4 protein-coding genes are annotated in these 24,799 nt (G+C 74.3%); all 4 read left to right on the forward strand.

Features of this window, described 5'->3' with window-relative positions; genetic code table 11:
- A complete protein-coding gene (locus tag QQG74_RS13135; RefSeq protein ID WP_341720552.1) occupies window positions 1-8,559 on the forward strand; it encodes an SDR family NAD(P)-dependent oxidoreductase in 8,559 nt (2,852 codons plus the stop codon).
- Complete coding sequence (locus tag QQG74_RS13140) at window positions 8,496-18,659, forward strand: amino acid adenylation domain-containing protein (RefSeq protein ID WP_341720553.1); 10,164 nt, start codon at window positions 8,496-8,498, stop codon at window positions 18,657-18,659. Before QQG74_RS13135 ends, QQG74_RS13140 begins: the two co-directional genes overlap by 64 nt.
- 73 nt (window positions 18,660-18,732) lie before the next feature.
- Window positions 18,733-21,621 (forward strand): type I polyketide synthase, encoded by a 2,889-nt coding sequence (locus QQG74_RS13145; protein ID WP_341721228.1) that lies wholly within the window; start codon window positions 18,733-18,735, stop codon window positions 21,619-21,621.
- Window positions 21,618-24,797: an ACP S-malonyltransferase gene (fabD, locus tag QQG74_RS13150; protein WP_341720554.1), complete on the forward strand. Its 3,180-nt coding sequence runs from the start codon at window positions 21,618-21,620 to the stop codon at window positions 24,795-24,797. Before QQG74_RS13145 ends, fabD begins: the two co-directional genes overlap by 4 nt.
- Window positions 24,798-24,799 lie beyond the last annotated feature (2 nt).

Genomic DNA, 24,799 nt, shown 5'->3' on the forward strand with positions numbered 1-24,799 from the left:
ATGAGCGACGGCAAGCTGCTCGACTACCTCAAGCGGGTCACCGCCGAGCTGCGCCAGACCCGCCGCAGGCTGGCGGAGCTGGAGCAGCGGGAGCAGCCGGCGAGCCGGGAGCCGCTGGCGATCGTGGGCATGGCGTGCCGGTTCCCGGGCGGGGTGACCTCGCCCGAGGAGCTGTTCCAGCTGACCCTCGACGAAGTCGACGCGGTGTCGGAGTTCCCGGTGAACCGGGGCTGGGACGTCGACGGGCTGTACCACCCCGACCCCGACCATCCCGGCACGAGCTACACCCGCCACGGCGGCTTCCTCCACGACGCGGCCGAGTTCGACGCCGACCTGTTCGGCATGTCGCCGCGCGAGGCCCTGACCACCGACCCGCAGCACCGCCTGCTGCTGCACGTGGGCTGGGAGGCGCTGGAACGCGCCGGCATCGCGCCGACGTCGCTGCGCGGCAGCCGGACCGGCGTCTTCACCGGCGTCATGTACAGCGACTACGGCACCGTGCTGGGCGAGGACACCGGTGCGTTCGAGGGGCACCTGTTCAACGGCAGCCTGCCGAGTGTGGCGTCGGGTCGGGTGGCGTACACGCTTGGTCTGGAGGGGCCGGCGGTGACGGTGGATACGGCGTGTTCGTCGTCGTTGGTGGCGCTGCACCTGGCGGCGCAGTCGCTGCGGGCGGGCGAGTGTTCGCTCGCCCTCGCCGGTGGCGTGGCAGTGATGGCCACGCCCCGCACCTTCGTGGAGTTTTCGCGGCAGGGTGGGTTGTCGGCCGATGGGCGGTGTAAGGCGTTTTCGGCGGGGGCGGATGGGACGGGTTGGGGTGAGGGTGTGGGGGTGGTGGTGTTGGAGCGGTTGTCGGATGCGGTGGCGGCGGGGCGTCGGGTGTTGGCGGTGTTGGCGGGTTCGGCGGTGAATTCGGATGGTGCGTCGAGTGGGTTGACGGCGCCGAGTGGTCCGTCGCAGCAGCGGGTGATTCGGGATGCGTTGTTCTCGGCGGGGGTGTCTGCGGTGGAGGTGGATGTGGTGGAGGCGCATGGGACGGGGACGGTGTTGGGGGATCCGATTGAGGCGCAGGCGTTGTTGGGGGTGTATGGGCGGGGGCGGTCGGAGCCGTTGTGGTTGGGGTCGTTGAAGTCGAATGTGGGGCATGCGCAGGCGGCGGCGGGTGTGGGTGGTGTGATCAAGATGGTGGAGGCGTTGCGGTGGGGGGTGTTGCCGGCGTCGTTGCATGTGGGTGAGCCGTCGGGGTTGGTGGATTGGTCGTCGGGTGGGGTGCGGTTGTTGTTGTCGCGGCGGTTGTGGCCGGTGGTGGGTCGGGTGCGGCGGGCGGGGGTGTCGGCGTTTGGGATCAGTGGGACGAACGCGCACGTGATCCTGGAGCAGGCACCGGAGGCGGACGGTGTGCCGGAGGTGGGCGGTGGGCCGGAGGTGGGCGGTGTGCCGGTGGTGGGGTCGGCGTCCGGTGGGGAGTTCGGGCCGGTGGCGGTGGTGGTGTCGGGGGCGTCTGAGGGGGCGTTGTGGGCGCAGGCGGGTCGGTTGCGGGAGTGGGTGGTGGCGGGTTCGGGTTTGCGGGTGGTGGATGTGGGTTGGTCGTCGGTGGTGTCGCGGTCGGTGTTGGGGCATCGGGGTGTGGTGGTGGCGGCTGGTCGGGATGAGTTGGTGGCGGGGTTGGGGGAGTTGTCGGTTGGGGTGGGGTCGCAGGGTGTGGTGGTGGGTGCGGATCGTGGTGTGGATGGTCGGGTGGTGTTCGTGTTTCCGGGTCAGGGTTCGCAGTGGGCGGGGATGGCGGTGGGCCTGCTGGACACCTCACCCGCCTTCGCCGCCCGGATGAACGAGTGTCAGCGCCTGCTGGACGGCCTGGTCGACTGGTCGCTGTCCGACGTGCTGACCGACGAGGCCGCGCTGGCCCGGGTGGACGTGGTGCAGCCCGCCCTCTGGGCGGTGATGGTCTCGCTGGCCGAGGCCTGGCGTGCCGTCGGTGTCGTGCCGTCCGCAGTCGTCGGGCACTCGCAGGGCGAGATCGCCGCCGCCTGCGTGGCCGGCGCGCTGTCCCTCGCCGACGGCGCGCTGATCTCGGTGCTGCGCAGCCGCTCGTTGACGGCGCTGGCTGGGCGTGGCGGGATGGTCTCGGTCGCGGCACCTGAGGACCGGGTGCGCGAGCGGATCGCGCCGTACGGCGACCGGATCTCGGTGGCGGCGGTCAGCGGACCGTCCTCGGTGGTCGTCTCCGGCGACCCGGACGCCCTCGACGACCTGGTCGCCAGGTGCGCGGCCGACGAGGTGCGGGCACGTCGGGTCCCGGTCGACTACGCCTCCCACTCCGCCCAGGTCGAAGGTCTGCGCGAGGAACTGCTGGAGTCGCTGGCCGGGGTACGACCGCAGCCCACCGAGGTCGCGTTCTACTCGACGGTGACCGCGGGCCGGCTCGACGGCGCGGAACTTGACGGCGCGTACTGGTACCACAACCTGCGCCGGCAGGTGCGGTTCGAGGAGACCGTCCGAGCCCTGTCCGCCGACGGCTACGGGGTGTTCGTGGAGGTCAGCCCGCATCCGCTGCTGACCATGGCGATCCAGGACACGGTGGACGACGCGGTGGTGGCCGAGACGCTGCGCCGCGACGAGAACGCCGCCCGGCGGTTCCTGCTCTCCATGGCGACACTGCACACTCAGGGCGTCGCCGTGGACTGGACCCGGACGTACGAGGGCACCGGCGCGCGTACGGTCGAGTTGCCGACGTACGCGTTCCAGACCGCGCCGTACTGGCTGCGTACGCCGAAGCCGCTGCTGGACGCCCCGGTGGAGCTGGTCGAGGGCGACCAGGCGGTGTTCCCGGGCCGGCTGTCGTTGCGTACGCATCCGTGGCTTGCCGACCACCGGGTGCGCGGTCAGGCGGTGGTGCCCGGCACGGCGCTGCTGGCGATGGCGCTGCGGGCCGGGCACGTCGTCGACGAGCTGACGCTGCAAGCACCCATGGTGCTTCCGGAGCAGGGCGACCTCGAAATCCAGCTGCTGGTGGGCCCGGCCGTCGACGGATACCGGCCGCTGCGGCTGCACTCCCGCGGCCCGGACGCCGACTGGCGGCTCCACGCGACCGGGGCCGTCGCCGCCGACCAGGTCCCGGCCGACGGGGACCTGGATCTCGCGGCCTGGCCGCCAGCGGGTGCCACCCGTGTCGACCTCTCCTCCTGGTACGACGACCTGGCCATCCAGGGCCTGGAGTACGGGCCCCGGTTCCGGGGCCTGCGGGCGCTGTGGCGGCGCGATGACGAGCTGTTCGCCGAGGTCTCGCTGCGCGAGCCGGAGCTCAGCGCGCTGCTGGATGCCACCCTGCACGCCTTGGATCTGAAGACCGAGCCCGCTCTGCCGTTCAGCTGGAGCGGGGTGCGGTGGACGCCGCCCGATCCGGACCTGGCGAGCGTACGCGCGACGATCACCCCGCGCGGCGACGGCGCGATCGGCCTGCGCGTCACCAACGGCACCGGTCACGCCCTGCTCACGGTGGACTCGCTGACCCTGCGCCCGCTCGACGCCCTGCTGAGCGGCTCGGGCCAGGGCGCGCTGTACGAGCTGGACTGGGTGCCCGTGCAGACCGACGCCCCACCGGCGGACAGCACGGCCGTGACCGTGCTGCACTGCCCGCTCACCGACGGCGAGCAGCCCGCCCGGATCCAGGCGGTGACCGCCGCCGTCCTCACCGACCTACAGACCTGGCTCGCCGGCGCGGGCGACGGCGACGCCCGCCTGGTGGTGGTGACGCGCGGCGCGGTGCCCGACGGCGGCGACGTCGATCCCGCCGCGGCTGCGGTCTGGGGACTTGTGCGCTCGGCCCAGACCGAGCATCCCGACCGGATCGTGCTCATCGACACCGACGACCCCGACGCTGTGGCGCAACTGCTCGCGACCGCGCTGGCCGCCGACGAACCGCAGCTGCTGGTGCGCGCCGGCCGGATCCGCGCGCCACGGCTGGTGCGAGCGCACACCTCGGGCTCGGCCCCGTTCCCGGCCGACGGCACCGTCCTGATCACGGGGGCCTCGGGGACGCTCGGCGCGCTCGTGGCCCGGCACCTGGTGGCCGCGCACGGCGTACGCGACCTCCTGCTGTTGAGCCGCCGGGGCGCGTCTGAGCTGGCCGAGGAGCTGACCGAGGCGGGCGCGCGTGCCGTGTCGGTGGCCTGCGACGTCGGCGACCGCGCCGCCCTGGCCGCGGTGCTGGCGGCGATCCCGGCGGACCGCCCGCTGCGCGCGGTCGTGCATGCGGCCGGCGTCCTCGATGACGGCGTGCTCGGCGAGCTGACTCCACAGCGTCTGGGTACGGTGCTGGCGGCCAAGGCCGACGCGGCCTGGCACCTGCATGAGCTGACCCGTGACCGGGATCTCGCCGCGTTCGTGCTGTTCTCCTCGGTCGCCGCCACGCTTGGCACGGCGGGGCAGGGCAACTACGCAGCCGCAAACGCCGTCCTCGACGCGCTGGCTCACCACCGACGTGGTCTGGGTCTGCCCGCCCTGTCATTGGGGTGGGGACTGTGGGCCGAGCCAAGTGCCCTCACCGGACGGCTCGACGAGACCGACCTGGCCCGGTTGGCCGAGGCCGGCGTGCTGCCGCTGGCCACCGGGGACGCGCTGGCGCTGCTGGACGCCGCGCTCGGCGCGGACCGGGCACACCTGCTGCCGCTGCGCCGCGACCGGGCGTCGGCCACGGCGTCACCGCTGCTGCGTGCGCCGGCCCCGGACCGGCCCCACCGCCGCAGCGCACCCGATCCGCGTCCAGCGACCGGAGGCGACGGCGGCGGGCTGCGGGACCTGCCTGCGGACGAGCGCGACCAGGTCGTCGGCGAGTTGGTGCTGCGGGAGACCGCGGCGGCGCTGGGGCGTTCCTCCACCGAGGACATCGACCCCGACCTCGGGTTCCTGCGCCTGGGCTTCACCTCGCTGGCCGCGCTCGAACTGCGCAACCGGCTCGCGGCACGCAGCCGGCTGCGGCTGCCCGCGACGATGGTGTTCGAGCACCGTACGCCGCGGGCGCTGGCCGCGTACCTGTCCGGCCGGCTCGCCGCCGAGGCGCCGTCGGTGGTGTCCGAGGCCGGCACGCCGGTCGAGGAGCCGGATGCCACCGACGACCGCATCGCGGTCATCGGAGTCGCCGGACGCTACCCGCTCGCCGGGACGGTCGGCGAGCTGTGGGACAACCTGGCCGCAGGGCGGCACTGCGTCCGCGAGGTGCCCGCCGACCGCTGGGACGCCGACGCGCACTACGACCCGGCCGGGACGCGCGCCCCGTACAGCAAGTGGGCTGGCTTCCTCGACGACGTCGACACGTTCGACTCGCTCTATTTCCGGGTCTCGCCGGCCGAGGCCGAGGCGATGGATCCGCAGGAGCGGCTGTTCCTGGAGACCGCGGCGGCGACGCTTGAGGACGCCGGCTACCGGGCTGCGGACCTGGCCGCGCCGGGGCCGGTCGGGGTGTTCGTCGGTGTGATGAACAGCGACTACGAGTGGATGAGCGGCGAGGCCGCCGCACGCGGCGTGGTGACGAACGCTCACTCGCGGCACTGGTCGATCGCAAACCGGGTGTCGTACTTCTTCGATTTCACCGGACCGAGCCTGGCCGTCGACACCGCCTGCTCGGCCTCGCTCACCGCAATCCACCTGGCCTGCCAGAGCATCCGCAGCGGCGAATGCGCGAGCGCCATCGCCGGTGGGGTCAACCTGATCCTGCACCCGAAACACCTGCGTGCGCTGACCGAGGCCGGCATGCTCTCCCGGGGCGACCGGATCAAGGCGTTCGGCGCGGACGCCGACGGCTTCGTCGACGGCGAGGGCGTGGGCGCAGTCCTGCTCAAGCCGCTGGCACGGGCCCTGGCCGACGGCGACCGGGTCCTCGGCGTCATTCGCGGCACGGCGGTCAACTCCGGCGGCAACAGCGGCGGCTACACCGTGCCCAGCTCGGCGGCGCAGAGCGACGTGATCCGGGCCGCGCTCGACCGGGGCGGGATCGCCGCGGACACGGTCGGCTACGTCGAGGCCCACGGCACGGGCACCCTGCTCGGGGACCCCATCGAGATCGCGGGGCTGGTCGCGGCGTTCGGTGGACCGATCGATCCGGCGCGGCGCGCCCAACTGCCGGCGGTGGCGATCGGCTCGGTGAAGACAAACATCGGCCACCTGGAGTCGGCGGCGGGCATCGCCGGGCTCACCAAGGTGCTGTTGCAGATGCGGCACCGCACGCTCGCGCCCTCGCTGCACGCGGCGCGGACCAACCCGGAGATCGACCTCAGCACCACCCGGTTCGCGGTGCAGCAGACGCGGGAACCCTGGCCGCGGCTGCGCGACGACGCGGGCGGTGAGCTGCCGTTGCGTGCCGTGGTCAGTTCGTTCGGGGCCGGCGGCGCCAACGCGTGTGTGGTGGTGGAGGAGCACGCCTCGCAAGACGCGCCGGTCGCGGCCGAGGATGGTGCCGAGCACCTGGTGGTGCTCTCCGCGCAGAGTGAGCAGCGGCTGCGGGCGTACGCCGCGAATCTGGCCGCCTTCCTGCGCCGGGGTGCCCCCACGGCGGCGGGCGCGGGTGACGACGTACGCACCCGCTGCCTACGGCTGGCCGCCGAGCTGGCCGGCGTCGCGCCGGAAACTCTCGACCTCACCGTCGACCTGGTGGACTGCGGCTTCGGTGTGGCCGAACGCGCGCACTACTTTGCCCTGCTCGCCGAGGAGCTGGGCAGCAAACTGCCGGTGGCGGCCACCACCGCGGAAACCCTGGACGGGGTGGTGCGTGCCCTCGCCAACATCGAGCCACCGGCGGCGCCGGCCACCGTGCGCGCCGACCTACGGCTCGCCGACATCGCGCATACGCTTCAGGTGGGCCGGGCCGTCCACGAGTTCCGCCTCGCCGTGCCCACCCGATCCGTCGCCGACGCGGCGCGGCTGCTGGCGGCGTACGCCGCCGGGGCGGCCGACGCGCGGGTCCGCACCGGCCGCGCCACCCACACCGTGGTCACGCTGCCGGCCGAGCAGGCCGACGCGCTGGGCCGGGCGCTGTCGGATCGCGATCTCGTCGCGGTCGCCGCGCACTGGGTCACCGGGGCGCACGTCGACTGGGCGCGACTCACCCCCGCCACCGCCCGCCGGATCGAGCTGCCCACGTACCCGTTCGGGCGCAAGCGCCACTGGATTCCCGCCGCGCCGTCACCGGTCGTGCCGGCCCCGGTTGCTGCCCCGGTCGTACCGGCCACGGTCGCTGCCCCGGTCGTGCCGGCCCCGGTCGCTGCCCGCGTGGTACCGACCAGGGTCACTGTTCCCGTCGTGCCGGCCACGGTTGCCACGCCGGACGTGCCGGCCGGTCTCGATCCCGCCGTGGCCCGGGTGCTGGCCGGGTTCGCAGAACTGGACGTCGTGTCGGTGTCCGGGGTGCTGCACGCCTACCGGCGGATGGGCGCGTTCCACCGCTACGGCGAGCGGCACGACAGCGACGAGCTGCGCCGCGAGCTGGGCATCCGGGACAAGTTCCAACGGCTGCACGAGGCGCTGCTGGGTCTGCTGGTCGGGGCCGGGTACCTCACCCGCGAGGGCAGTGAGGTCGTCACCACCACGACGGTGGACCTGGTGGACGCGGCAGACGACTGGGCGGAGGCGTTCGACCGGGTCGCGCAGGCGTATCCGGACGTCGCGCCGACGGCCGTGCTCAACCGCGAGTTCCTGCGGGCGTACCCGCAGCTGCTGCGCGGCGAACTGGTCGGCACCGAGGTGATGTTCCCGGGCACGTCGATGCGGCTGGTGGAGAAGCTCTACCGGGGCAACCCGCTCACCGACTTCTTCAACGACCAGGTGGCCGACGTGGTGCGCCGGTTCCTGGACAGTCGGCTGCCGCAGCTGCCGGCCGGCGCGCGGCTCGAGGTGGTGGAGCTGGGCGCGGGCACCGGCGCGACCACTGAGCCGGTGCTCGCCATGCTCGCCGCGTATCCGGGCCGCGTCGGCTACACGTTCACCGACATCTCGCCGCGCTTCCTCGAACACGGCCGGGAACGGTTCGCCACGCGGTACCCGTACGTCCGGTTCGCCCTGCTCAATCTGGAGCGCAATCCGACCGAGCAGGGCTTCGCCGACGGCACGGCCGACGTCGTGGTGGCCACAAACGTGGTGCACGCGACCCGCAACCTGCGCGCCACCCTGGGCAAGGCCCGGGCGCTGTTGCGGCCCGGCGGCCGGCTGGTACTCAACGAGCTCACCGCGATCCGGCCCTACCTGACCGTCGGCGGCGGGGTGATGGAGGGCTGGTGGGCGTTCCAGGACACCGAGCTGCGCATCCCGGCCTCGCCGCTGGTCGCCCCGGCGACCTGGCGCACGCTGCTGCGCGAGGCGGGCTTCACCGAGGTTGGCCTGCTCGGCGACGAGGCCGGCGACCTGGGCCAGCACGTCCTGGTAGCGCAGCGCGACGGCGCGCCGGGCGAGGGCGAGGCAGCCCGGCCGAGCGGCGCGCCCGCGCGGCGGCCGGCAGCACGGCCGTGGTGCCCACCCGCACCGCCGACGCCGCCGGGGAACGCCTGCGGGAGCTGCTGGAGCGGGTCCTGAAACTGGACGTGCGGATCGATCCGGAGCGTCCGCTTGCCGACTACGGCTTCGACTCGCTGAGCGGCATGAAGATCGTGGCCGCGGTCGAGGAGGCGTTCGGCGCCACCGTGCCGCTCGAGGAGTTCTTCGAACGTCCGACGTTGCGCGAGCTGACCACCCACCTGACGGCGCGCTGGCTGCCCGACGCCGCCCCGGCACCGGACCCGACCGCCACACCGCACGCGCGGGTCGCGGCCCGGGTGCTGCGTCCCCGCACCGATGCGACGCACTCCACCCACCCGCTCTCGCCCGGACAGCACGCACTGTGGGTGTTCGAGCAGATCGCGCCCGGAAACTACGCCTACAACCTGCCGGTGACGTTCTGGCTCGCGCCGGACGTCGACGTGCTCGCCCTGCGCGTCGTGTTGCAGGACCTGCTGGACCGGCACGAGGAACTGCGAGCGACGGTGCACAGCGGCGACGACGGCCCGTACGCGCGGATCGCGGCCGAGCCCGAGCTGCCGTTCCAGCAGGTGTACCTGACCTCGGCCGCCGACGACGACCTGCGCGATCGGGTTCGCGCCGACGCGCGGCGGCCGTTTGACCTGGCCCGGGGTCCGCTGCTGCGGGCCACCCTCTACACCCTCGGCGACGGCCGTCAGGCGCTGCTGCTGGCCGTGCACCACCTGGTGCTCGACGGCGTGTCCATCCCACTGCTGGTGCAGCAGGTCGAGCGCGGCTACCGCGCTGTCCGCGCCGGGGCCGAACTGCCCGCCGACCGGCCGGCCCGGACGTTCGCCGATTTCACGGCGTGGCAGCGTGAGCGGCTCGCCGGGCCGGAGGGGCAGCGGCTGCGCGCGTACTGGTTGGAGCGGCTGCACGGCCGGCAGACGACGGTGGCGCTGCCGCTGGACCGCCCGCGCCCGGCCGGGCCGCGGTTCGCGGGCGCGAGCCTGGAGGGCCGCCTCCCGGCGGCGGTGTCGGCACAGGCCCGGGCGCTGGCCCAGGCCGAACGGACGTCGCTGTCCAGTGTGCTGCTGGCCGCGTTCCTTGCGGTGCTGCACCGCTACAGCGACCAGGCAGACGTCGCCGTGGGTATGCCGACCGCTGGCCGGCCGTCCGGCTACGACGACGTGCTCGGCTACTTCATGAACATGGTCGTGCTGGCCGAGCGGGTCGACGGCCGGGAGGCGTACGCCGACCTGCTGCGCCGCGTCCATCGGACCGTGCTGGGCGCGTTGGACCACAGCGCGTACCCGCTGCTCAGTCTCGCCGAGGAGCTGCGGCGGGCGGACCCGGCGGCCCCGGCGACGCCGTTCAACGTGGCCTTCTACTTCCACAACTGGGCCCGCGACGTCAGCGCCGACGGCGTGCTGCGCGGCGCGCTCGACGGGGTGCACCAGGAGGGCGAGTTCGAGCTGACCCTCGACCTGGTCGACGAGCCCGAGGGTTGCCGGTACACGCTCAAGTACGACCCGGGCCTGTTCGACGCGGCCACGGTGCGTCGGCTCGGCGAGCACTACGGCACGCTGCTGGCCGCCGCCGTCGCCGCGCCCGGGACCGCCGTCGGTGACCTGGCGCTGCTGACCACGGCGGAGCGGGCACTGCTCGCCCCGCCCCCCGTGGTCGACTACCCGGCCGGCACGCTGGTCTGGGAGCTGGTGCGGGCGCAGGCCGAAGCCCATCCGGACGCGGTGGCGGTCAGCTGCGGCAGCACCGAGCTGACCTACGGCGAGCTGTGGGCACGGGTCGAGGTGCTGGCCGGGCGGCTGACCGCCGCAGGCGTCGGGCGGGGCCGCACCGTGGGCGTGCTGCTGCCGCGCACCGTGGACCTGCCGGTGGCGCTGCTGGCGGTGCAGGCGGCGGGTGGCGCGTACGTGCCACTGGACCCCTCGTACCCGGCGCAGCGGCTGGCGTACATGACGCAGGACGCCGGGCTGCACCTCGTCCTGACCCACTCCACGCTGCCCGGCGGGGACACCGCGCCGCCGCGGCTGCTCGTCGACCGGGCGGACGCGCTGCCCACCAGGCCGTCGCCCGGTCCCGCCGGTCCCGCAGACACCGCCTACGTCATCTACACCTCCGGCTCGACCGGCCAGCCCAAGGGCGTTGCCGTCCCGCACCGCGCGCTGACGAACTTCCTGTGCTCCATGGCGCGCGAACCCGGGTGCGGTCCGGCGGACACGCTGCTGGCCGTCACCACCGTCTGCTTTGACATCTCCGCGCTGGAGCTGTACCTGCCGCTGATCACCGGCGGTCGGGTGGAGATCGTGCCGACCGAGGTGGCTCGGGACGGGCTGCGGCTGCGCGACACCGTCGAGCGGCTGCGCCCGACGCTGATGCAGGCCACGCCCGCGACCTGGGGCATGCTGCTGGCCGGCGGTTGGTCGGGCGATCCCGCGCTGACGGTGCTGTGCGGCGGCGAGGCGCTGTCGGCGGAAACCGCGGCAGCGCTGCTGGCCGGCAACCGCGCGGTCTGGAACCTGTACGGCCCGACGGAGACCACGGTCTGGTCGGCGGCGAGCCGGCTCGTGCCCGGCGAGCGGATCACCATCGGCTCTCCGATCGCGAACACCACGCTCTACCTGCTGGACAGTGCGCGCCGGCCGGTGCCGACCATGGTCGCCGGAGAGCTGTACATCGGCGGGCACGGCGTGGCCGACGGTTACCTCAACCGCCCGGAGCTGACCGCCGAACGTTTCCTGCCCGACCCGTTCGTCGGCGGTGACGCCCGCATGTACCGCACCGGCGACCTGGCCCGCCGCCTGCCCGACGGCCGGATCGAGTACCTGGGGCGGATCGACTCGCAGGTGAAGGTACGCGGCTTCCGGGTGGAGCTGGAGGAGATCGAGGCGACGCTGCGGCGGATCGCCGGGGTGCGCCAGGCGGTGGTGGTGGCGCGCGGCCGGGACGGTGGCGACCGGACGCTGCTCGCCTGCTACGTGCTCGCCGACGGTGCCGCCGAACCGTCCCGGGAGCAGCTCGCCGCCTGGCTACCCGACCACATGGTCCCGGACACCCTGCTGCGGGTGACCACCCTGCCGCAGACTCTCAACGACAAGGTCGACCGCAGCGCGCTGGCCACCCTGCCGTTGGCCGACCTGCGCGCGGGCTTCGGCGCGACGGCGGCAGCCCGGCCGCTCGTCCCGGCCCGACCCGCGAGCCGGGTCGAGGCGCTGGTCGCCGACCTGGCCGGGATCGTCGGCCGGCTCGCGGGCGTACGCCCGGAGGACATCGGGGCGCACGCCCCGCTCGGCGACGCCGGCATGAACTCGGTGACCTTCACCGCGCTGAGCGTCGAGCTGCGCAAGGCGTACGGCATCGAGGTCTACCCGACGCTGTTCTACCGTCGCGGCACCCTGACCGCACTCGCCGAGCACCTGTGGGAGGAGTACCCGGCGGCGCTGTCGGCCCGGTTCGCAACGGTCGCGCCGCCGCCGGCCGCCGCGCCTGTCGCGCCGCAGCCCTCCGGCGGGCGGCCGGGCGGCGGGGACGTCGCCGTCATCGGCATGGCCGGGCGGTTGCCCGGCTCGGCCGACCTGGCGGAGTTCTGGGCGCACCTGCTTGCCGGCGACGATCTGGTCACGGAGGTGCCCGCGGACCGCTGGGACTGGCGGGAGCGGCCCGGCTCCCGCTCGCGCTGGGGCGGTTTCCTGTCCGGCGTCGACCGGTTCGACGCCGCGTTCTTCGGCATCTCGCCCCGGGAGGCCGAGCTGATGGACCCGCAGCAGCGACTGCTGCTGGAAGTGGTCTGGTCGGCGGTGGAGGACGCCGGCTACCGCCCGTCCGAGCTGGCCGGCCGACGTGTCGGGGTGTTCATCGGCGTCGCCAATGCCGATTACCTGGAGGCGCAGCGAGCGGCCGGACATCCCCCGCAGGGCCACACGGCCACCGGCGCGGCGCTGTCGATCATTCCGAACCGGGTGTCGTACCTGCTGGACCTGCGCGGTCCGAGTGTCGCGGTGGACACTGCCTGCTCGGGTTCGCTGATCGCGGTGCACCAGGCGCTCGCCGCGTTGCGGGACGGCAGCTGTGACCTGGCCATCGCGGGCGGCGTCAACCTGATCCTCTCGCCGACCGTGAACGACGTGCTCAGCCAGGGCGAGATGCTCAGCCCGCAGGGACGCTGCCGGGCCTTCGACAGTCGGGCCGACGGCTACGTCCGTGGCGAGGGCGTCGGCGTGGTGCTGCTGAAGCCCGGCGAGCAGGCGGCCCGCGACGGCGACGCCGTGCACGCGCTGATCAAGGGCGCCGCCGCCGGGCACGGCGGCCGGACCACCTCGCTTACCGCCCCGAATCCCGACGCCCAGGCCGATCTGCTTGTCGAGGCGTACCGCACGGCCGGCGTGCCGCCGGAGACGGTCGGCTACATCGAGGCGCACGGTACCGGCACGGCTCTCGGCGACCCGATCGAGACAACCGGGCTGAGCATCGCCTTCCGACGGCTCTACGCCGAGCAGGGAACCGGGCCGGGGCCGGGCTGCGTACTCGGCTCGGTGAAGAGCAACATCGGTCACCTGGAGGCCGCGGCGGGCATCGCCGGGCTGTTCAAGGCGGTGCTGGCCGTGCGGCACGGCACCATCCCCGCCAGCCTGCACGTACGCGAGCTGAACCCGTACCTGCAACTGGACGGCGGCCCGTTCGAGGTGGCCCGCCAGACGCGCGCCTGGCCCCGGCCACGGGACGCCGCCGGGGCCGAACTGCCGCGCCGCGCCGGGGTCAGCTCGTTCGGCTTCGGCGGGGCCAACGCACACGTGGTGCTGGAGGAGGCGCGCATGACCGAGACCCGTGGCGAGGACGACAGCGAGCAGCTGTTCGTGCTGTCCGCCCGCACCCCGCAGGCACTGCGCGACAGCGCCCGCCGGCTCGCCGACCACCTGGGCGCGCACGAGGTCGCGGCCGGTGACCTGGCGTACACCCTTCAGGTGGGCCGCGAGCCGATGGCGTACCGGCTCGCCGTGGTGGCGCGCGGCGTCGCCGGGCTACGCGCCGAGCTGACCGCGCACCTCGACGGTCGCCCGTCCCAGGTACGCACCGGGCAGGCGGGTCAGGACGCGCCGGCCAGCGCGCCGTCGCCTGACCTGGGCGCGCTGGGCCAACACTGGGTGGCCGGCGGCGAGGTCGACTGGGCGCACCTGCACCGGGGCGTCGCGCGGCGCAGGGTGCACCTGCCGACCTACCCGTTCGCCGGTGGCCGGCACTGGTTCGCCGCCGACCCGGCGGCGGCTCGGCTGCATCCGACCCTGCTGGACGCGGACGTGTCTACCCCCGACCGGCGTGCCTACGCCAAGACGCTCACCGGCCGCGAGTTCTTCCTGCGCGACCACGTCGTCGGCGGCACGATGGTGCTGCCCGGGATGGCGTACCTGGAGATGGGCCGACTGGCCGGGGAACTGGCCGGCGGCCGTCGGGTGCACGGCGTCGACGGCCTGGTCTGGGCGGCCCCGGTCCGGATGCCTGCCACCGGCGCACACCGGCTGCTGGTGGAGGTCACCGGGCACACCTTCGAGGTGCGCACCGACGGCGACGATCAGGTCACGCACGCCCGCGGCACGCTGGTCCGCGACGAGCCGCCGGGCCGTCCCGAACGGGTCGACCTGCTCGCGGTACGCGCCCGCTGCACCACCGTGCACCCCGGCGCGAGCTGCTACCAGACCTTCTCCGCGCTGGGCTTCGACTACGGCCCGGCCTTCCAGGTGCTGGAGGAGATCGCCGTGGGGGAGGGCGAGGCGCTGGCGACGCTGCGGCTGCCCGCCTCGCAAGCCGCCGATCGGGCCGGCTACGTGTTCCACCCGTCGCTGATGGACGCGGCCCTGCAAACGGCCGGCCGGCTCGCCGCCGGTGGGCAGGACCCGGCGGACCAGCCGGCATACCTGCCGTACGCGCTGGGCGCCGTGCGGATCTTCGGCGAGCTGCCGCAACGCCTGCACGCCCACGCCCGCCCCGCGGCCCGCCCGACCGCCGCCGGGACGCTGTGCTTCGATGTGGCGCTGCTTGACCCGTCCGGCGAGGTGCTGGTGACGATCGACGCGTTCACGCTGCGGGTCGCCGCCACGGCGGAGACTGCGGGGGACACGGTCGCCGCGTACGAGCCGTACTGGCAGCCCGCCCCAGCGGCCCCGCGCCCGCTGACCGGCGCGGCCATCGTCCTCGGCGCGGCTGACGAGGGCCGGGCCGTGACCGCCGCGCTGACCGCGGCGGGCCTGTCGGCGCGGCTCGTCGAACTCGACGACCGGTGCGACATCGAGGCGGCGGTCCGCGACGCGGGCAGCGGACCGGTGCAGGTGGTGCACCTGGCCCACCCGGACGCTTCACCCGCCGCCGCGCTGGAGCACGGCTTCCACACCGCAGTGACATTCCTGCAAACCTGGCAGCGCGGACCGGGCGGCGCGCTGCGCTACCTGTACGTGCACCGCGACCCGCCGGCCTCGCCCGCCCACCCGGCAATGGCGGCGTTCGCCCGCTCCGTGCGCCGGGAGCACCCCGCGCTCGACATCGGCACCCTCGCGGTGGCCGACGGCCCGCTGGCCGAGGCGGTCACCGCCGCGCTCGCCGCCGAGGGGGCAGCCGAGACCCGGGTCGGCGCGTCGGGCCGCGCCCGTCGGGCCTGGCGGCAGCTGACCCTGCCCGACGCCCGCGCGGGCGTGTTCCTGGGCGCGGGTGCGCATGTGATCACCGGTGGCGCCGGCGCGCTCGGCCTGTTGCTGGCCGAGCACATCACCGCAGTCCGGCGCGCCGCAGGCGTGACCGAGGGCGGGGTGGTGCTCGCCGCCCGCACCGCACCCGACCCGGCGACGCAGGCCCGCATCGACGCCGCCGGGGCACAGTTGATCCTCGCCGACGTCACCGACCCCGCCGCGGTACGGGCGCTGCTGACGCAGGCCCGCCACCGGCACGGCGCAATCCGCGGCGTGTTGCACGCGGCCGGCGTGCTGCGCGACGGCCTGCTGCACCGCAAGCAGCGGGCGGACGCGGAGGCCGTGCTGTCCGCCAAGGTGTTCGGCACGCTGCTGCTGGACGAGGCGACGGCGGACGACCCGCTCGACTACTTCGTGGCGTTCTCGTCGGCTGCCGCGGCGCTGGGCAACGCCGGGCAGACCGACTACGCGTTCGCCAACGCCTTCCTCGACCATTTCGCCGAGCAGCGGCATCAGCGCTGCCGGGAGGGCGTCCGGAGTGGACGAACCCTCGCTGCTGCCTGGCCGGTCTGGGCCGAGGGCGGCATGTCCGTCGATGCCGCAGGCCACGAGTACGCGGCCCGGATGGCGGGCCTGCGTCCGCTGCGTACCCGGCCGGCGCTCGACGCCCTGGAACGTGCGCTGGCCACCGCCGCGCCGCGGCTGCTGCTCGCCGCAGGTGACCCCGCGCGGCTGCTGGCCGCCCTCGACGGTGACGCGGTGCCGTCGCGGCCCGCGTCCGGCGTCACGGTACCGGCCCCCGACGTGGCCCGTGCCCAGGCCGAGGAACTGGTCCTCGGGATCATGGCGGAGGAGCTCAAACTGCCCGCTGCCGAGATCGCCGTCACCGAACCGTTCGACCACTACGGCGTCGACTCGCTGATCACCTTGAACGTCACTCGCCGGCTGGAGGAGAGCGTCGGCCCGCTGTCGAAGACGCTGCTGTTCGAGTACGTCACCGTCGGCGAGCTGGCCGACCACCTGGCGGCGGCGCACCCGGCCGCGTTCGCCACCGCCGCGCCACCGACCGCCACGCCGGTCCCGGCTGCGGTCACCGCCACCGCCGCGCCGCCGGCCGTCGGGTCGGTCCCGGCTGCGGTCACCGCCACCGCCGCGCCACCGACCGCCACGCGGGTCCCGGCTGCGGTCACCGCCGCCGCCGCGCCGCCGGCCGTCGGGGCGGCCCCGGCTGCCACCTCCGCCACCACGAGCACGGCCGGCGACATCGCGATCATCGGCGTCGCGGGCCGCTATCCGCAGGCCGACGACGTCGACGAGTTCTGGCGCAATCTGCGCGCCGGGCGGGACAGCATCGAAGAGGTGCCGGCCGACAGGTGGCGACACGAGCGGTTCTACGACGCGGACAAGTCCGCGTTCGGGCGCACCTACGGGCGGTGGGGCGGCTTCGTCCGCGACGTCGGACGCTTCGACCCGCTGTTCTTCCGGATGTCGCAGATCGAGGCCGAGCACACCGATCCGCAGGAGCGGGTGTTCCTGGAGACGGTCTGGCACCTGCTGGAGGACGCCGGCGTCGCCCCGGAGCGGATGCGCGGCTCCCGCACCGGTGTGTTCGTCGGCATGATGTACGGGCAGTACCAGCTCTACGGCGTCGGGGAGGCGCTGCGCGGCGAGGGTCTGCCGCCGCACTCCTCCTTCGCCTCGGTGGCCAACCGGGTCTCGTACTTCTTCGACTTCACCGGCCCCAGCGTGGCCGTGGACACCATGTGTTCCTCCGCGCTTGTCACCATCCACCAGGCGTGCCTGGCCATCCGGAACGGCGACTGCGACACGGCGGTGGCCGGCGGCGTCAACATCACCAGCCATCCGGCGAAGTACCTACAACTGGCCTGGCGTGGCTTCCTCTCCGAGGACGGCCGGTGCCGCAGTTTCGGCGCGGGCGGCACCGGCTATGTCCCGGCCGACGGCTCCGGCGCGGTCCTGCTCAAACGCCTTGACGCCGCATTGGCCGACGGCGACCGCATCCTCGCGGTGGTCAAGGCCTCCACCGTCAACCACGGCGGTGCGGGCCGCGGGTTCACCGTGCCCAACCCCAAGGCGCAGGGCGACCTGGTACGCGACGCGCTCGACCGCGCGGGGCTGCGCCCCGCCGACCTGGACTACATCGAGGCGCACGGCACCGGCACCGCGTTGGGCGATCCGGTCGAGATCACCGGGCTGCTGCGGGCCTTCCAGCACGACCCGTACGACCTGCCGGAACCGCTGCCGATCGGTTCGGTGAAGTCGAACATCGGGCATGCGGAGTCGGCGGCCGGCATCGCGGCCGTCACGAAGGTGCTGCTCCAACTGCGCCACGACGAGCTGGCTCCGTCGCTGCACGCCGATGAGCTCAACCCACACATCGACTTCGCGATGACGCCGCTGCGGGTGCAGCGCGAGGCCGCGCCCTGGCCGCGCCGACTCGGCCCCGACGGCGTGGCGCGCCCGCGCACCGCCGCGGTCAGCTCGTTCGGGGCGGGTGGCACCAACGCGCACCTCATCCTTCAGGAACACCTCGGCACGCCGACGCCCGCCGGCCCGGTCGGTCCGCAGCTGGCCGTGCTGTCCGCCCGCGACGGCGAGCGGCTGGCCAGGTACGCCCGCCGCGTCGCCGCGTACCTACGCGCCGAGGGCGCGGACCTGGCGCCGCACGAGGTGGCCTGGACGCTACAGACCGGACGCGAGGGCATGGCGCATCGGCTGGCGATCCGCTTCACCGACCTCGCGCAGTTGGCCGCCCGCCTGGACGAGCACGCCGCCGGGGGCACACCCGACGAGAGCTGGACCGGAATCGTCGACCCGCGCCGACCGTACCCGGCAGACGTGGCGGGGACCGAGCCCGCGGCCTACGCCGAGGCCTGGACCCGCGGCGGGATCGTCGACTGGTCCCGCCTGCACGCCGCGCGTCCGGGCCGGGTGCCGCTGCCCGGCTACCCCTTCGGCGGCGACCGGGTCTGGCTGGCCGCGGCCGACGCGGAGCTCGCCGCCCTGGACGCCGCTCCCGCCGCGCCCGGAGCATCTGCGCCGCCCGTCGCCCTCGCCGCATCTGCGCCGCCCGTCGCGCCGGCGGCACCCCGGCGCCCGTCGCGCCGGTGGCATCTGCGGCACCCCGGCGCCCGCAGCACCGGGCGTGACCGGCCGCGAGCTGCTGCTGGAGCGGTACTGGGTCCCCGCCGCGCCCGCCGACCGTCTCGCCCTGCCGGGCCGCGTCGCGGTGCTGGCCGCGCCCGGGACCGAGGAGCTGGCGGAACGGCTCGCGGCGGCGCTACCCGACGCCGAGGTGCTCGACCATGCGGCGCTCGAGGCGGACCTCACGGCTACGGGCGTCCGCTGGGACCGGTTCGACGCCGTGGTCGACCTGGCCGGCTGCGCCGGTACGCCCGCCGAGCGCCCCGCGCTGTTCAGCTGGCTGCGCTGGGTGCAGCGGGTGGTCGACCACAGCCCTGACCTGCGACTGCTGCTGATCTCCCGGGACACGCCGGCCGGCCTGGGCGGCGCGGCCCGGGTGGGCCTCTACCGGATGCTACAGAGCGAGTACCGTCACGTCGCTTCGCGGCACGTGCACACCGGCTCCGGATCGGACGAGCAGCTGTGTCGGTGGGCGGTCGACGAACTCGCCACCGGCACAGCGGCGGCCGAGGTCGCCTACCGCGACGGCGTACGCCATCTGGCGGGGCTGCGTGAGCTGGCCGCCGCCGGCTCGGGTCCGGCCCCGTTCCCGGACGGGCACGTGTTGTGGGTGACCGGCGGTACGCGCGGCCTCGGCCTGCTTACCGCGCGCCACTTCGTCGCCCGGCACGGGGTGCGCAAACTCGTCCTCACCGGACGCGAGCCGCTGCCGCCACGTACCGCGTGGGACGGACACATCGCCGCGGACACCCCGCTGGGCCGCCGGCTGCGTCCGCTGGCCGACCTGGCCGCCCAGGGCGTGGAGCTGCTGGTGCTGGCGCCGCCGCTGGACGACTCGGTGGCCCTGGCCGAGGCGCTGGCCGAGGTCCGGCGGACCCTCGGCCCGGTGGGTGGGGTGATCCACAGTGCCGGCGCGGTCGACGCCGACAATCCCGCCTTCGTCCGCAAGACGCCCGACGGCATGGCACGGGTGATCGACCCGAAGGTCTTCGGACTCGATGCCCTTGTCGCGTGCCTGCGGGACGAGCCGCTCGGGTTCTTCGTGCTGTACTCCTCCGTCGCGGCCACGGTACCCGCGCTCGCGGTCGGGCAGAGCGACTACGCCCTGGCCAACGCCTACCTGGACGCGGTCGCCGAGGCGCGCCCGTACGGCCTGCCGCTGATCAGCGTGCAGTGGCCGAGTTGGCGGGACACCGGCATGGGTGCGGTGCGCAGCGCCGCCTACCGGGCGTCCGGGCTGGACCTGCTGTCGGACGAGCAGGGGCTCGCCCTGCTCGATCGTGCCCTGGCCACGGACGCGCGGGTGGTGCTGCCCGTCGTGGTCGCGCCCGGCGTGCACTGGCGACCCGAACGGCTTACCGCCCGCCGCCTGGACGGCGACGGCGTACCGGCGGCTGGCCCGGCCGTGCCCGCGCCACCGGTCGGTCCGCAGCCGAGCAGGAACCAGGTTGTGCCCGCCGAACTGGCGCGGGCCCGGGCTGCGGCGACCTCCTGGCTGCTTGATCGGCTCGCGGCCGAGCTGCGCTTCGACCGGGCCCGGCTGACCGGTGACGTGCCGGTCCAGGACTTCGGCATCGACTCGATCCTCCTCACGCAGCTGGTGCAGGCCCTGGCCCGGCGGCTCGACACACAGCTCGACCCGTCGGCCCTGCTGGAGCACCCGACCGCGGACGAGTTCGCGGCGTACCTCGCTGCCGAGCATCCCGGCCCGCTCGTCACCGCCTTCGGCGGGCCCACCCCCGACGCCGACGCCAACGCCGACGCCAACGCCGACGCCGACGCCAACGCCGACGCCGACGCCAACGCCGACGGCGACGCCAACGCCGACGCCAACGCCGACGCCGACGCTGCGTTGGTACGGCAGGCGACGCGGCCGGACCCGGACGCCGCACCGCTGCCCCGGCCGGCGACCCGCACCGGTGCGGACCGTGCGGCGCGGACCGGTGACGAACTCGCGGTGGTCGGCCTGTCCTGCCGGTTTCCCGACGCCGGGTCGGCCGGCGAGTACTGGGAGCTGCTGCGGCAGGGCCGCAGCGCGCTGCGGCCGGTTGTCGGGCGGCACGGGCTGGCCGGCTACCACGCCGGGCTGCTGGAGCCGGAGCTCCGCTTCGACCCCGAGGCGTTCCTGCTGTCGGAGGCGGACGTCGCCGCCATGGACCCGCAGGCGCTGCTGCTGCTGGAGGAGGTCGACCGGGCCGTACGCGACGCCGGCTACCGGCCGACCGAACTCAAGGGTCGGCGGATCGGGGTGTACGTCGGCGGTCGCACCACAAGCACGCCCGAGGACACGCTGCTGGGGCAGGCGCGCAACCCGGTGATGGTCACCGGCCAGAACTACCTGGCCGCAAACCTCTCCCACTTCTTCGATTTCCGTGGCCCCAGCATCGTGGTCGACACGGCCTGCTCCTCGGCGCTGGTGGCGATGGACACCGCCGCACAGGCCCTGCGTGCCGGCAGCGTCGAAGCGGCGGTGGTCGCGGGGGTGAGCCTGCTCGTCGACGACCGGGCGCACCAGATCTTCGCCCAGCGCGGCCTGCTCAACCCCGGCCCGGAGTTCCACCTGTTCGACCGCCGGGCCGCCGGCCTGGTGCTGGGCGAGGGCGTCGGCGTCGTCGTGCTCAAGACCCTGGCCAGGGCCCAGGCCGACGGGGACCGGGTCCTCGCGGTGGTGAAGAGCCTCGCGATCAACAACGACGGGCGGACCGCGGGCCCGGCCGCGCCGAACCCGGCCGCGCAGCGGGAGGTGATGACCGAGGCGCTGGCCCGCAGCGGCCACCTCCCGCAGGATGTCGGCTGGGTGGAGGCCAACGGTTCCGGCAGTGTCGTCACCGACCTGCTCGAACTCAAGGCCGTGCAGGCGGTGTACGGCACCGATCCGGCGCGGCCGGTGGCGCTCGGCTCGGTGAAGCCGAACATCGGGCACCCGCTGGCCGCGGAGGGTATCGCCGCGTTCATCAAGGTGGTGCTGATGCTGCATCACCGGGAGCAGGTGCCGTTCCGGTCCGGGCAGCAGCCGCCGGCGCACTTCGACCTGGCCGCCTCGCCGCTGTACTTCCCCCGCGAGGCCGGGCCCTGGCCGGACCACGCGGGTGTGGCCGCGCTGAACTGTTTCGCCGACGGCGGCACGAACGCTCACGTGCTGCTCGCCATGGCACCGCAGACCCCGCACCGCACCCGGCAGCCGCTGCCGGAGGCCGCGCGCAACCGCCGGATGGTGATCCGGCGGACCGCCGAGCCCGCAGCCGTGGCCGGGGGGCTGTTCTGGGACGACTACCGATGACCGCGACGCGGCCCGTGGTGTTCCTGTTCTCCGGGCAGGGATCGCAGTACCACGGCATGGGTCGGGAGCTGTACGAGACCAACGAGGTGTTCCGCACGACGCTGCGCGGTTACGACGACGCGGTCGCCGAGGTGCTCGGTGAGTCCGTGCTGGCCCGGATCCTCGACCCGGCCCGGCCACGCCATCACCCGCTGCTGGACACCCGGATCACCCACCCGGGCATCGTCATGATCGAGCTGGCCCTGGCGGAGCTGCTGGCAGCGGAGGGCATCGTGCCCGACCACCTGCTCGGGTGCAGCCTGGGCGAGTACGCCGCAGCCGTCGTGGCGGGCACTCTCGCCCCGCTGGACTGCCTGCGCCTGCTGGCCCGCCAGGCCGAGGCGCTGCGCGCGGGCCCGCCCGGCGGCATGCTGGCCGTGCTGACCGGGATCGACGTGCTGGACCGCATACCGGCGCTGCGCGCCTGCGAAGTCGCCGCACGCAACTACCCGGCCAGCTTCGTGCTGGCCGGCCGCGCGGCGGACCTGGACCGCGCCGAGGCCGCGCTGCGGGCCGCCGACGTGCTGCACCTGCGGCTGCCGGTCGAGTACGCGTTCCACTCGCACCTGATGGATCCGGTCCTCGACCCGATGCGGGCGTCCTTCGCCGGGGTGACGCTGCTACCGCCGCGCCTGCCCTGGATCTCCTGTGTGGACGGACGCCCGGTGCGTGATCCGAATGCGGAGCATTTCACCCGCGTGGCCCGCCAGCCGATCGACTTCGAGCGGGCCATGACCGGGCTGCTCGACCACGGCGACCTGCTCTGTCTCGACCTCGGCCCGTCCGGCAGCCTGCACAACTTCGTCGGCCGGCTGCTGCCGCCGGGCAGCGGCACCCGGTCGCTGCCGCTGCTGAGCCAGTTCGAGCGGGACACCACCCTGCTCGACCGGGTCCGCGCGCAGGCGCCACGGACCACACAACGGAAGGGGCACGCTGTGAGCGGCATCCGCGCAACGAAGGTGTACGGCTTCCCCGGGCAAGGCTCGCAGCGGCGCGGCATGGGTCGAGAGCTTTTCGCCAGGTACCCCGCCGAGACCGCCATCGCCGACGAGGTGCTCGGCTACTCCATCGCGGAGCTGTGCGTGGAGAACCCGCAGCGCCGGCTCAGCCGTACCGAGTTCACCCAACCTGCCCTGTACGTGGTGGGCGCCCTGTCCTACCTGGACCGGATCGCGACCGACCCGCTGCCGCCGGACTACCTGGTCGGCCACAGCCTCGGCGAGTATGTGGCGTTGTTCGCCGCTGGCGTCTTCGACTTCGCGACCGGGCTGCGTCTGGTGCGGCGGCGCGGCGAGCTGATGTCCGCCGCCGGGGGCGGGGGCATGGCCGCGGTCGTCGGCGTGGCCGAGGCGACCGTGGCGCGTACGCTCGCCGAACCGGCGCATCAGGCCCTGGACCTGGCCAACTACAATGCGCCCGACCAGTTCGTGATCTCCGGCCCGGATGCGGCGATCGACGCGGCGTGCGCGGCCTTCGAGGCGGCCGGGGCCCGCACCGTGCGGCTCGCCGTCAGCGCGCCGCTGCATTCCCGCTACCTGCGCGATGTCGCCGAGCAGTTCGGGCACTTCCTGGACGGCTTCACTGCGCGTCCACCGTCGGTGCCCGTGCTGGCCAACATCGACGCCCAGCCCTACACCGTGGACACGGTGCGGGACCGGCTGGTCGCGCAGATCGCGGGTCCGGTCCGGTGGACCGAGACCGTCCGCACCCTGCTGCGTCACGGCGACGTCGAGTTCGTCGAACTCGGTCCCGGCCAGGTGCTTACCAAGCTGGTCAACCGCATCCGGGCAGCGGCTGATCCACTGCCGGCGACCGAGCCGTCCGGGGCCGTCCCGCCGGTGCCAAACGCGTCGGTGGCCGCCCCGCCGGAACTCACCGCCGCCGACCTCGGCGCCCGCAGCTTCCGGGAACGGTACGGCCTGCGGCTGGCCTACGTGGTCGGCTCGATGTACGCCGGTGTCTCCGGCCCCCGGCTGCTGCACGCCTCGGCCAAGGCCGGCCTGCTCAGCTTCCTGGGCGCCGCCGGGCTGGCCCCGGCGCACGTCGAGCGGCAGCTGCGCGAGCTGGAACTCGGCGGCGCGTACGGGGTGAACCTGCACCACCTGCCGGACGCGCCCCAACAGGAGGCCGCCCTGGTCGACCTGCTGCTGCGGCACGGGATCAAACTGGTGGAGGCGTCCGGGTTCCCGCTGGTCACCGAGGATCTGGTGCGATTCCGGCTGCGGGGTGGCCGGATCCTGGCGAAGGTGTCGCGTACCGATGTGGCCGCCGCCTTCCTGGCCCCGCCCCCGCCACGACTGGTCGCACGACTGGTCGCGGCAGGTGCGGTGACCTCGGCGGAGGCCGCCGCGGCGGCCTCGCGTCCGATGGCCGACGACCTGTGCGTCACGGCCGACGGCGGTTGGGTGTGCGACGACACGGACGCGCTGACGCTGCTCCCGGCGGTGATCCGGCTGCGCGACGCGGCAGCCCTGCCCGGTGCGCGGGTGCACGTCGGCTGCGCCGGCGGCATCGGCACCCCCGCCGCGGCTGCCGCAGCGTTCCTGCTCGGTGCGGATTTCGTGCTGACCGGCTCGGTGAACCAGTGCACGGTCGAGGCGGACACCAGCGACCGGGTGAAGGACCTGCTGGCCCGGGCCCGCGAGCACGACGTGGTCGCCGCGCCCTGGCTGGACCTGCTCGAACACGGGGTGCGGGCCCGCTACCTCAAACGCGGCCTGCTCTTTCCGGCCCGGGCGGGCCAGCTGTCCGACAGGTGGCGTGGGCAGGCCCCGGACGCCGCACTGGACGGGTCGACCCGCACCGAGCTTCTGGACCGCTATCTGGGTGGTGAGCAGGTCCCGGCCGCCGCCGCAGGCACCGACGGCCGGGCCGAAATCGCCGCGCTGGGTCGGGCGTACGCCGCGCGCGGCCGGCGTCTCGCGGCGACCGGCGACGAGGCGGCCACGGTCGACTACCTGGTCCACTGCGGACCGGCGATGGGCGCCTTCAACCAGATCGTGGCCGGCACCGACCTGCAACCGTGGCGGGCCCGCACGGTCGAGGCCGTCGCCGACACGCTCATGGACGGCGCGGCGGCGCACCTCACGGCCCGACTGCGGGCCCTGGCCGAGTCCCAGCGCAGCGACACCGAGTGACC

Source organism: Micromonospora sp. FIMYZ51 (assembly GCF_038246755.1).
In the GTDB taxonomy this organism is placed as follows: Bacteria; Actinomycetota; Actinomycetes; order Mycobacteriales; family Micromonosporaceae; genus Micromonospora.